Here is an 11,128-nt window from a genome sequence, read left to right on the forward strand (position 1 = left end):
AACCGGACATCGAGCCCGCGGAGCAGGCGGTGGTCAGAGCCCGTCGCCGGCCAGGAAGAGCTGCGTCCCCGCTTCCCTGCACGCCACGGCCACGTCCGCGTCCTGCGCGGAGAGCCACACCGACGCGCCGCGGACCAGGTCGATCTCGCGCCCACCGGCGCGGACGCACGCGGCGCCCGCCGTGCACAGCAGGATCCGCGGACCGCCGTCCGGCACCGGGACGCCGGCTGGATCCGGCTGCTCGGCGTCGAGCCTGCGCAGCAGGAACTCCTGCACGGGAACGTCGTAGCGGGCCCAGGGGCCGTCCGGGGTGCCGGTGATCACGGGCGGCGCCGGCGCGTCGAAGTCCAGCACCTTGAGCAGCTCGGCGACGTCGACGTGCTTCGGGGTGAGCCCGCCGCGCAGGACGTTGTCGGAGTTCGCCATCAGCTCGACCCCGGCGCCGGTCAGGTAGGCGTGCAGGTTGCCGGCGGGCAGGAAGACGGCCTCACCCGGCTGCAACGTCACCCGGTTGAGCAGCAGCGCCGCCAGCACACCCGCATCGCCCGGATAGCGCTCCGAGAGCTCCAGGATCGTGCGGATGTCGGCGCGGAACTCGCCGTCGGCACCGGCCAGCCGCACGCACCCGGCCTGCAGCGCCGGCACGAGCGTGTCGAGCATCGACTGCGGCAGCGTGATCCACGTGGTGAACAGCGCCCGCAGCCCGTCCGGATCGGGTTGCGCGGCGAGCAACTCGGCGTGCCCTGCCAGCTCCGGGACGGCGAGCGCCTTGAGCAGCGCGACGGTCGCGGAGGGGTCGCGGAAGCCGACGAGCGCGTGGAACTCGGTGAGGGCGCAGATCAGCTCGGGCTTGTGGTTGGCGTCGCGGTAGTTGCGGTCGGCCGCGTCACGCGGGATCCCCGCGGCGTCCTCCTTCGCGAACCCGGCGCGAGCCTGCTCGATGCTCGGGTGCGCCTGCAAGGAGAGCGGCTCGTCGGCGGCGAGCACCTTGAGCAGGAACGGGAGCGTCGCCTCCCAGCGCTCCGCCCGCTGCGCGCCGAGCAGGCCGGCAGGGTCGGCGCGGACGGCCTCGAGCAGCGACGTGCGCCGCCCGTCGGCGTGCACGAGCTTCGAGGGGTCGGCCGGGTGGGCGCCCAACCACAGCTCGGCCTCCGGGTGCGGGGACGGCACCTCGGCCCCCAGCAGCCCGGCGATCACGGTGCGCGACCCCCACGCGTACGGCCGCACCGGGTTCTCCAGAAGCTCCACGATGGTGTCCGCGCTCCTCGCAAATCGACGTCGCGGCCGGAACTCCTCCGACCGTCACTTCCTACTGGTGCCGGCGGCCGTCAGGCCGCGGCGATCGTGCGGGTGGCCAACCCGAGGTAGACGGCGGCCACGTCGAACCGCGAGGCCAGCAGCCCCGCCCGCAGCAGCGCTGCGTGACGGACGCCACGAGCCACTTCCTCGACCGGGTGTACCACGTCCGCCGCAGGGCGGTCCCGGCCGGTCCGCCGCAACGCGACCCGTCCCGGATCCTCCTCCGCGGTGCCGAGCAGCACCAGCCGCACGGGTGGGGCTTCCGGGCCGGTCGGGTCGTCGAAGGGGTCGTGGAAGATGTCACGCTCCGCGCCTGCGTCGAGCGCGCGCAGCAGCCCGGTCGCGCCGACCGCGCGGACGATGTCCGAGGCGTGCGCGACGACACCGGCGTGGGTGGCCAGCGCCCACGCCGCGTGCTCCGCGACGGCCGCCGCGACCGCGTCGGTGCCCCAGAGCAGCGGGGTGTGCTCGGCGAGGCGCATGGCGAGCGTCTTCGCCGGGTTCATGAACGGTTCGTGGCCCAGCTGGTTGCGTTCGGCCTCGCTGTCGAGCACGTCGGCGAGCGCGTCGAGCGCGGCGTCGAGGCGTTCCCCGGCGGTATCGGGCAGCAGCCCGAGCGCCGAGACCACGGCGAGCCCCGCGGCGAACGCCCGTGGCAGGTCCAGCCCGGCCGGGACGGGGATGCGCGGCTCGACGAGCCGCACCCGGCCCGCACCCGCCGAGGCCACCGGCCCGTCCGCGGGTGCGGAGAGCACAACCTCGGCGCCGCGGCGCACGGCCAGCCCGATCGAGTCGGCCAGCTCGACGTCCTCGGCGTCGGCCGTGTGCGCGACGATCACGTCGAGCGGCCCCACCCACGTCGGCGCGGTGTCGGCGAGCACCACCGGCACCGGGCACGCCGAGCCCAGCAGCGCAGTGAGCATGCTCGCCGAGGAGATCGACGCGCCCGGCCTGCGCAGCAGCACGAGTGCGCGGGGGCGGGTGCCTTCCAACCCGGGGACGCCGGCCTCCGCAGCGGCGTGCGCCGTCGAGCGCACCTGGGCGCCCGCGGTCGCCGCCGAGCGCAGCACGCCGGTCGTGTCGAGTGCCGCCAGTGCCTGCGGGTCGCCGAGGAGAGTGTCGTCGAGCACGGTCAGGCGCCGTCGGGTTCGGCCGGCGCCGCTGATCCGGACGGCTGTGCCCCCGGAGGAAGGGATTCCGGCGGGAGGGCCTCCTCGACCAGCAGCACCGGGATGCCGTCGACGACGGGGTAGCGGCGGCCGCACCGGGTGCAGGTCAGCACGTCGGCATCGGGATCGGCGGGGCTGCCGGCCCGCAGCGGGGCGTGGTCGTCCGTGGGACACGCCAGGATGTCCATCAGCGCCGGGTCGAGCGTCACGGCCACGGTCGTCCTCCTTGTGTCGTGCGGGCGTCGGTCGATCGTGCCAGCCCGACAAGCGATGTGCCGGTCGGTGGCGGGGTCAGGCCCTGACGATCGCCAGGACGTCGTCACGCAACGCAGCGACAGCGGCCTCGTCGGGGGCCTCGACGTTGAGCCGGAGGAGGGGCTCGGTGTTCGAAGCGCGCAGGTTGAACCAGCTCCCGCCGGGCAGGCGGACGGTGAGGCCGTCGAGCTCGTCGGTCTCGACGCCGTCGCGAGCGCCGTACTCGGCCTTGATGGCGGCTATGCGTCCGGCCTGGTCGGCGACGGTCGAGTTGATCTCGCCGGATTCGACGTAGCGGGAGTAGCCGGCGGCGAGCGTCGACAGCGTGGTGCCGGACTCGCCGAGCGCGGCGAGCACGTGCAACGCGGCGAGCATGCCCGTGTCGGCGCGCCAGAAGTCGCGGAAGTAGTAGTGCGCGGAGTGCTCGCCGCCGAAGACGGCGTCGGTGCTCGCCATCGTCTCCTTGATGAACGAGTGGCCCACCCGCGTGCGGACGGGGCGCCCGCCGTTCTCGGCGACGATCTCCGGGACCGCCTGCGAGGTGATCAGGTTGTGGATGATCGCCGAGCCCGGCGCCTTCGCGAGCTCGCGGACGGCGACCAGCGCGGTGATCGTGCTGGGGCTCACCGCCTCACCGCGCTCGTCGACGACGAAGCAGCGGTCGGCGTCGCCGTCGAAGGCCAACCCGATGTCGGCGCCCACCTCGACGACCCGCTTCTGCAGGTCGACGAGGTTGGCCGGGTCGAGCGGGTTGGCCTCGTGGTTCGGGAAGCTGCCGTCGAGCTCGAAGTACAGCGGCTCGATCTCGTGCGGGAGCGCGTCGAACACCGCGGGCACGGTGTGGCCGCCCATCCCGTTCCCGGCGTCGACGACGATCTTCAACGGGCGCAGCCCCGAGATGTCGACGAGGCCGCGCAGGTACTCGGCGTAGCCGGTGAGCAGATCGCGCTTCGTCACGGTGCCGCCGCCTGGGCCCGCGGGCACCCCGGCCTCGGCGGCCGCACGGATCGCGGAGAGCCCGGAATCCTGCCCGATCGGCGTCGCGCCGGCCCGGCAGAGCTTGATCCCGTTGTACTGGGCGGGGTTGTGGCTCGCGGTGAACATCGCGCCGGCCATGCCGAGCGTGCCCGCCGCGTAGTAGAGCATGTCGGTGCTGGCCAGGCCGATGTCGACGACGTCGAGGCCCTGACCGGTGATGCCCTCGGCGAACGCGGCCGCGAACGCGGGCGAACTCTCCCGCATGTCGTAGCCGATGACGACGCCCTCCGTCGCGCCCTCGCCGATCAGCAGTCGCGCGAGCGCCGCCCCGATCTCGCGGACGACGGAGGCGTCGAACTGCTCGCCGACGACCCCGCGGATGTCGTAGGCCTTCACGATTCCGGACAGGTCAGCCACAACAGGGAACCCTATCGACACCGCCTGCATCACCGACCGGACGGTCCCGACGGAAAGCCTGCTCCGGCTCAGGTCTCGGCCGGGCCGGGCAGGACCCGCAGGTGGCCGCGGCGGCCGGTGCCGGTGACGGGCGCCGGCTCGACCGGACGGTCGACCCTGCCGGCCTCGCGGACGGCCTCGGCGAGCGCTGTGAGGTCGTCGCTGCTGTGCTGGGGCGGCGCGAACTCGCCCTCGAACCGGACGACCTCCCAGCCGCGCGGGGCGGTGAGCCGGTGCGCGTGGCTGTTGCACAGGTCGTACGAATGGGGCTCCGCCTGCGTGGCCAGGGGCCCGACGACCGCGGTGGAATCGGCGTAGACGTACGTGAGCGTGGCCACCGCGAGCTCGGTGCACCCGGTCCGCGAACACCGCCGCACACTCAGCACGTCATCGACGATAGCGCTTCGGACCGTCAGTACCGCGGCGCGACGCGCGGACATCGGGTGGTGAGGGAACGGGGTGACCGTAGGATTCGGGGGTGACCACAGCTCGCCGCACCCTGCGCCGCTCGCCACGCCGCCGCGACCGCCGCGGCCGCGGGCTGCGCGGGCAGATGTACCCGTCGACGATGCCGGCGGCGCAGACCCGCGCGGAGAAGTTCGACGCGATGGTGCTCGAGGCGCTGGAGCCGATCGAGCTGCGGTGGGGATCGGAGCTCGCCGAGCTCGACCTCGCCGTCGACGAGGTCCCGGAGGTGGTCGAGACCTCACCCGACGAGGTCGTGTGGGGTGCGGGGGTGCTGGCCGACATCGGGGTGCCGCTCGCCCAGCTCGTCCCGGCCGGGGTCGACCCGGACGGGCTGCCGTCGCGGGCGCGGATCGTGCTCTACCGCCGCCCGCTGGAGGCGCGGGCGCGGGGCGGGGCCGACCTGGCCGACCTGCTGCACGAGGTGCTGGTGGAGCAGGTCGCCGAGTACCTCAACATCGAGCCCGACGCGGTTGACGGCGAGGAGGAGTAGGCCGTCGAGCTGCCCCTCAGGCGGCGCCGCTCAGATTGCGCTGCGGCGCAGCCTGCGGCGTTCGCGCTCCGAGAGGCCGCCCCAGATGCCGAACCGCTCGTCGTGCGCGAGCGCGTACTCCAGGCACTCCGCGCGGACCTCGCAGCCCGAGCAGATGCGCTTCGCCTCGCGGGTCGAGCCACCCTTCTCCGGGAAGAACGCCTCAGGGTCGGTCTGCGCGCACAGCGCGCGTTCCTGCCACTCCGGCTCCTCCATGTCGTCGACGAGGACGAGCGATTCGCTGAACGCCCCTTGTGCCGACAGGGGTTCGCCACCCGCCGTCTCGACCAGCGTCATAGTGTCCGTGATCACGTTCACTCGCCCACCTCCCCGCACACCGGCGAATGGCTGCCCCGGCCCGCGACCTACCGGGCCAGCGAATGACAGCAATGTAAGTACAACGCTGTGATGGTGCCTTGGCAAGCTGAAGCTTCCATCCGGGTGACCCAGTCCACCCGGTCGGTAGCCCGTTCAGCACAATGGTGAAGTGCGTGACGTCTCTGCTCGCGTGAGCCCGTGGTTCCTGCTGCTGGTCGCCGTCTCCGTCGCGGGTGGGGTGCTGGCCGCGCTCGGCACCCGTGAGGTGGTCACTTACGGCCAATCAGTGATCTACACGGTCGGTTTGGTGCTGCTCGTGCTGGGCGGCTGGGCCGTCTCGCTGTGCCTGCACGAGTTCGGTCACGCGTACGTCGCGTATCGCAACGGAGATCACACAGTGCGGCAGAAGGGATATCTCACACTCGACATCCGCCGTTATACGGACGTCGGGTTGTCGTTCGTGCTTCCCATCGTGTTCCTCCTTCTGGGTGCAATTCCGCTGCCCGGTGGCGCGGTGTGGATCGAGCACGGATTGATCCGTTCGAAGGGCGCCCGAAGCCTCGTCTCGCTCGCGGGGCCCGCGACGAACCTGCTGCTGGCGTTGCTCATCACGGTGTCGACGCTGGTCATCCCGATGCCGCGGGGGCTGGTGATCGCGCTGTCGTGCCTCGCGCTGTTCCAGGTGCTCGCGTTCGTGCTGAACATCCTCCCGATCCCCGGCCTCGACGGGTTCGGGGTGATCGAGCCCTACCTGTCGCCGCAGGCGCGGGTGATGAGCAACCAGGTGCGCCCGTGGGCGCCGTTCGTGCTGGTCGCCCTGCTGATCTTCGTGCCGGGCGCGTCCGCTGTGCTCTTCACGGTCGGCGACGCGTTGTTCTCGCTGATCGGTGGCGACGCGCTGGAGGCGCGGCGCGGGCTGACGGTCCTGCAGTTCTGGCGCTAGACACCCGCCGGGCGGAGGGCGGCGTCGGCCGATCTGCGGGTGCTGATGGCTGTCGCGGCAGCCATGAGCACCCGCTACTCAGGAAAGCACCCCGTTCGACGAGCGCCTCGCGCGTCTCCAGCCAGCCGGGACGTATGCGTTCCGCACGCGATCAGGCCGGGTTGCCGACCGCCGCGGCGACCATCTCCGGCACCGTCCCATCGGCGACTGGTAGCGCCTCGACCGGCCACCAGCGCAGGTCCTTCGACTCCGCGCTGATCCGCGGCACGGCCCCCGCGGGGGCGCGCACCAGGAACCGGACGTCGAGATGGCGGGTGGGCACGCCGAGCGAGCACGTGATCGGGTGCACGTCGACGTGGAACGGCGTGGCGTCGATCGTCAGGCCGTCGATGCCCGACTCCTCGGTCGCCTCGCGCAGCGCCGCGGCGCGCAGGGACGTGTCGTCCGGCTCGCAGTGCCCGCCCAGCTGCAGCCACTCGCCGACGCGCGGGTGCAGGGTCAGCAGCGTGTGCGTGCCGTCGGCGTCGAGGACGAGCGCGGAGGCCGTCAGGTGGCCGGGGACGCACGACCGGGCGCAGGCGTCGTCGGGACGGGCGTCGAGGAACGCGAGCAGCGCGTGGCGCAGCGCGTCCTGGCGGTGGTCGCCCGGCTCCCAGGCGCGCAGCTCCCCCGCCGCGACGGAGGCGGCTACCACTCGACCATGAAATCGCCGGGGTCGCGCGCGGGGCGCGGCGCCAGCGGCTCGGCCGGCATCCCGACGGCGACGGCGCCGAGCGGCTGCCAGTCGGGCGGGAGGTCGAGCTCGCGGCGCACGACGTCGGCCGCGAAGATCGTCGACCCGACCCAGCAGGACGCGATCCCCTCGGCCGCGAGCGCGACGAGGAACGACTGCACGGCGGCGCCGCCCGCGACGGTGAACATGGTGCGCTCGCCGAGCTGGCGGGCGTTGTCGCGGTAGGTGTGCATGCCCGCGCCCGCCCGGAACGCCAGCACCAGTTCCGGGGCGCGGCGCAGCAGGTCGCCGCGGCGCATGCGGCGCTCCACCTCCTCGGCCGGCCGGCCGTCGGCCTCGAGGTGCTCCCGCCACCGCACGGCCATCGCGTCGAGCAGCGCGTCGCGGCGGGCCCGGTCGCGCACCCAGCCGAACCGGAAGGGCGTGCTGTGGTGCGGAGCGGGCGCGGTGAGCGCAACACCGACGGCGCGGCGCAGCGCGGCCGGGTCGACGGGCTCGGTGCTGAAGTCGCGGGTGCTGCGGCGCATGAGCACGGCCTCGCCACGCCCGCGGCCGATCGCCTCGTCGGTGCCGAGCCAGAACATGTCCTCGTCGAGCGGGCGCACCAGCTCGCGTGCCGTCGAGCCGTCGTCGTTCGGTCGGTATCCGCGCACCACCGCGACCGGCAGCCCGCCGAGCTTGCCCTTGACCAGGTCGGCGGCGCCGGCGAGCTCGTCGGCCACCGCGACCTCGGTGACGAGCAGCTCGTTGCCCTCGCCGTCGACGGCGCCGCCGTAGCGGTGCAGGACGGTGAGCCCGGCGGAGCCGATCGCGACGTCGGTCTGCCCGACCCGCCACGAGCGGCCCATGGTGTCGGTGACGACCACCGCGACGTCGACGTCGAGCAGCTTCGCGAGGTCGGTGCGCAGCCGCGCGGCGCTGGCGTCGGGGTCGGCGGGCAGCAGTGCGAGCTCGTCGCGGCGCACGTTGGAGCCGTCGATACCGGCGGCCGCCTGCACGATCCCGAGTTTGCCGGCGACGATGAGGGTGCGGCCGCGGCGGGCGAGCACCCGCTCGGTCTCGGCGTCGACCAGCTCGCGGCGCAGCGCGTCGCGGGCGTCCGGGTCGGTGGGCGCAGCCACCAGCCTGCCTTCGACCTTGGAGAACACCTTCGACGTCACGACGAGCACGTCGCCGTCGACGATCCACGGCGCCGCGGCCGCGATCGCGCCGGCGAGGTCGTCGCCGGGCCGGAACTCGGGCAGCCCGGGGACCGGCAGGACGGTGATCGCGTCGGGGGATGCGTGGTCGGGGATCGCGGGGTCGGGCATATCAGACACCGGCCAGCTCCATCGCCTCGCGGGCCATCTGCGCGGTGGCCTCGACGTCGGTCATCAGCAGCGGCACGGACCGCACGTCGATGCCGGGGGCCTCGGCGGTGTCGCCGGTGTGCACCATCCATGCGTCGAGCAGGCCGCCCTCGGCGCGCGCTCCGTAGTGCCGGGCGACGGCCTCGGCGCTGGTCTCGACGCCGATCGCGGTGAGGCAGCGGTCGGCCATGCCCCGCAGCGGGCGGCCACCGATGATCGGCGACACCCCGACGATCTTCGCGGACGTCTCGCGCAGCGCGTCGCGGACACCGGGCACGTCGACGAGCGTGCCGATGCTCACGACCGGGTTGGACGGGGCGATCAGCACGGCGTCGGCACCGGTGATCGCGTCGCGCGCGGCCGGGAGCACGGTGGCCTCGTCGGCGCCGACCGACGCGAACCGGTGGGCGGGCAGCTCGCCCTTGTGCCGCACCCACCACTCCTGGAAGTGGATCGCCTTCTGCGCCTTCGGGCCGGTGGCGGGGTCGTCGATCACGACGTGCGTCTCGACGCGGTTGTCGGTGACCGGCAACAGCGTCACACCTGGGCGCCAGCGGTGGCAGAGCGCGGCGGTGACGTCGGAGAGGGGGTAGCCGGCGCGCAGCATCCTGGTGCGGACCAGGTGGGTGGCGGTGTCCTTGTCGCCGAGGCCGAACCACGACGGGTCGGCGCCGTAGCCCGCGAGCTCGTCGCGGACGGTCCAGGTCTCGCCGGACCGGCCCCAGCCGCGCTCGGTGTCGATGCCGCCGCCGAGGGTGTACATGCAGGTGTCGAGGTCGGGGCAGATGCGCAGGCCGTGCAGCCAGATGTCGTCGCCGACGTTGACCACGGCGGTGATCTCGTGCTCCGAATCGCCCGGACCGACGGCCGGCAGCCCGAGCGCGGCCTTCACCCCGAGGAGGAACCGCGCCCCTCCGACCCCACCCACCAGAACCGTGATTCTCACCTCTGCGAGCCTACGTCGCTGCGTACGGCTTTCCGCAGGAGGTGCACGCAGGCAGGTGGATCACACCGGGCAGGATGGCCGCATGGGAAGACGAGCGGCCGCGCTGGTGGCACTGCTGCTGGCGGTGGCTCTCGTCGGTTGCGCGAGCGAGCCGGCGCCCGACGCGGCGCCGCCGACGCGCGACCCGCAGGCCGTGACGTCCGCGCTGATCGGGCTCGACCCGTGTGCGCCGATCAGGATGCAGCAGCTCGCCGCCGGTGAGACCGTGCGCCAGACCGGTCCGAACCGGTGCTGGTTGAACACTCAGGGCAAAGGCGTGTCGGTGCAGGTCGTGCTCGGGCAGTGGCGGCACATCGAGTCGCTGGGCACGGAGACGCAGCTCGTCATCGGCGGCGCGAAGGCCTACCAGGCGGTCTCGGCGAACCGGCTGTCGTGCCGGGTGAGCATCCCGGTGAGCCCGAAGCTCGCGGTGGCCGTGCAGACGTCGGTCGATGCGCCCTCGTCCGACGACCTGTGCGGGCGCACGCTCCCGATCGCGACGTCGGCGGTCGCCGTGCTGAACGGCGAGCAGGCGCCGCCGGAGCCACCGGCGCTGACGTGGAACAGCTGCGACCTGCTCGGCCGCGCGGTCGGTGCTGCCGCCGACGGCCTGCCGCGCCGCTACGACCCGGCGAACTTCGGGCTCGACAAGTGCGCGGCCGTGCGGGAGATGCCGGAGGGCTACCAGCAGGTCTTCGGCCTGTCGGTGACGTTCAAGGACCCCGCCGACCTCCTCGGCACGCAGGACACCCTGGTCGCCGGCCTGCGGGCGAAGCAGCAGGACTTCGGCACCGACTGCAACGTCGAGTGGACCGCGGGCACATCGGGCATCGCCGAACCGGACCTCGCGGGCGCCGTCCTCCTGCTCAACGCACCCAACTGCGCGGACGCCGTGCGCTACGCCGATGCGGCGACGGCCGCATTCGCGATGGCGCCACCGCCCGGCGTCACGCCGCTGCGGCCGCTCACCTACCGCCCCGACGAGCGCGACAACCCGTAGCCGGCGGCCGGATCGTGGTGCTGGCCGATTAGCGGGTGCTGAGGGCTGCCGCGGCAGCCCTCAGCACCCGCAACTCACGGGTGCGCGCCGTTCGACGAGCGCCTCGCGCGTCTCCAGCCGACCGTTCAGATGATCGCGTCGAGGATCTCCTCGAACTCACCATCGTCGTCGTCCCTGTCCTTCTCCCGCGACTTCCGGCCCTCGCGGTCGACGCGGTCCATCGGTAGTTCCTTGCGCCCGAGCACGAGCACGCACTTCGTCACGCCGCCGAAGAAGCCGAACGCCACCTTCACGGTGACCTCTCCTGCCGGGGTGCTGCCGGAGAGCCGGGTGTTGAGCATCGTCGAGCTCTCGGCGACGAGCCGGCCGTCGACCTTGAGCCGCACGGTCGCCGAGACGATCGCCGACTCGTCGGTCTCCACCTCGACCGTGCTGCCGGCGTGGTCGATCCGGAAGTAGCTGAAGTCGCTGTCGGCCATGCCCGAGAGCCTGCCCGCGTGGCGGCGGCGGGTCGTCGGCCGGAACTCCCATCTTGGAGCGGCGGGCCATACATCCTTCGAAGGACAGGGCCTAGGCCGTGTTTAGAAAGTCCTGATCGCGCTCTTCGCGCCCAGATCGCCGCTGGCGGCGTTGCCGCCACGACCGG

13 protein-coding genes are annotated in these 11,128 nt (G+C 73.1%); 3 read left to right on the plus strand and 10 right to left on the minus strand.

Annotated elements, in window-relative coordinates:
* Positions 1–33 precede the first annotated feature (33 nt).
* The 5 genes from manA to LL648_RS25025 all read right to left on the minus strand — a co-directional run bounded on the left by manA (position 34) and on the right by LL648_RS25025 (position 4,543).
* Complete coding sequence (manA, locus tag LL648_RS25005; protein WP_232665139.1) at positions 34–1,248, minus strand: mannose-6-phosphate isomerase, class I; 1,215 nt, start codon at positions 1,246–1,248, stop codon at positions 34–36.
* Between the two features lie 80 nt (positions 1,249–1,328).
* Entirely contained in the window at positions 1,329–2,429 is a 1,101-nt protein-coding gene (locus LL648_RS25010) for an SIS domain-containing protein (protein WP_232665140.1), read from the minus strand.
* Positions 2,430–2,431: 2 nt separating this feature from the next.
* Entirely contained in the window at positions 2,432–2,683 is a 252-nt protein-coding gene (locus LL648_RS25015; protein WP_232665141.1) for a Trm112 family protein, read from the minus strand.
* A 76-nt stretch (positions 2,684–2,759) separates the two neighbouring features.
* Positions 2,760–4,118: a phosphomannomutase/phosphoglucomutase gene (locus LL648_RS25020; RefSeq protein ID WP_232665142.1), complete on the minus strand. Its 1,359-nt coding sequence runs from the start codon at positions 4,116–4,118 to the stop codon at positions 2,760–2,762.
* Between the two features lie 68 nt (positions 4,119–4,186).
* Entirely contained in the window at positions 4,187–4,543 is a 357-nt protein-coding gene (locus LL648_RS25025; protein ID WP_232665143.1) for a DUF3499 domain-containing protein, read from the minus strand.
* Positions 4,544–4,635: 92 nt separating this feature from the next.
* Between LL648_RS25025 and LL648_RS25030 the strand changes: the two genes are divergently transcribed.
* Positions 4,636–5,115, plus strand: a complete 480-nt coding sequence (locus LL648_RS25030) for a metallopeptidase family protein (protein ID WP_232665144.1) — start codon at positions 4,636–4,638, stop codon at positions 5,113–5,115.
* A 30-nt stretch (positions 5,116–5,145) separates the two neighbouring features.
* Here LL648_RS25030 and LL648_RS25035 read toward each other — a convergent pair whose 3' ends face one another.
* Positions 5,146–5,370, minus strand: a complete 225-nt coding sequence (locus LL648_RS25035; RefSeq protein WP_232665164.1) for a WhiB family transcriptional regulator — start codon at positions 5,368–5,370, stop codon at positions 5,146–5,148.
* A 271-nt stretch (positions 5,371–5,641) separates the two neighbouring features.
* On the opposite strand from LL648_RS25035, the gene LL648_RS25040 reads away from it, so the two are divergent.
* Positions 5,642–6,415: a site-2 protease family protein gene (locus tag LL648_RS25040; RefSeq protein ID WP_232665145.1), complete on the plus strand. Its 774-nt coding sequence runs from the start codon at positions 5,642–5,644 to the stop codon at positions 6,413–6,415.
* Positions 6,416–6,566: 151 nt separating this feature from the next.
* Here LL648_RS25040 and LL648_RS25045 read toward each other — a convergent pair whose 3' ends face one another.
* From LL648_RS25045 to cofD, 3 genes are read right to left on the minus strand one after another with little or no spacing between them, the layout of a single operon-like run.
* Positions 6,567–7,109, minus strand: a complete 543-nt coding sequence (locus LL648_RS25045; protein ID WP_232665146.1) for an NUDIX hydrolase — start codon at positions 7,107–7,109, stop codon at positions 6,567–6,569.
* Positions 7,103–8,458, minus strand: coding sequence for a coenzyme F420-0:L-glutamate ligase (locus tag LL648_RS25050; protein ID WP_232665165.1), 1,356 nt, complete (start codon positions 8,456–8,458; stop codon positions 7,103–7,105). The genes LL648_RS25045 and LL648_RS25050 overlap by 7 nt, the downstream gene beginning before the upstream one ends.
* A 1-nt stretch (position 8,459) precedes the next feature.
* The gene (cofD, locus tag LL648_RS25055) at positions 8,460–9,443 is read right to left on the minus strand and encodes a 2-phospho-L-lactate transferase (protein ID WP_232665147.1); all 984 of its coding nucleotides are present in this window, start codon (positions 9,441–9,443) and stop codon (positions 8,460–8,462) included.
* A gap of 82 nt (positions 9,444–9,525) precedes the next feature.
* On the opposite strand from cofD, the gene LL648_RS25060 reads away from it, so the two are divergent.
* Positions 9,526–10,482 carry a DUF3558 domain-containing protein gene (locus LL648_RS25060; RefSeq protein ID WP_232665148.1) on the plus strand — a complete coding sequence of 319 codons (957 nt, stop codon included), beginning with the start codon at positions 9,526–9,528 and terminating at the stop codon, positions 10,480–10,482.
* A gap of 125 nt (positions 10,483–10,607) precedes the next feature.
* Here LL648_RS25060 and LL648_RS25065 read toward each other — a convergent pair whose 3' ends face one another.
* On the minus strand, positions 10,608–10,961 hold the full coding sequence (locus tag LL648_RS25065; protein WP_232665149.1) for a hypothetical protein: 354 nt from the start codon (positions 10,959–10,961) through the stop codon (positions 10,608–10,610).
* Positions 10,962–11,128: the final 167 nt, after the last annotated feature.

The sequence above is a fragment of the Pseudonocardia sp. TRM90224 genome (assembly GCF_021245725.1).
In the GTDB taxonomy this organism is placed as follows: domain Bacteria; phylum Actinomycetota; class Actinomycetes; order Mycobacteriales; family Pseudonocardiaceae; genus Pseudonocardia.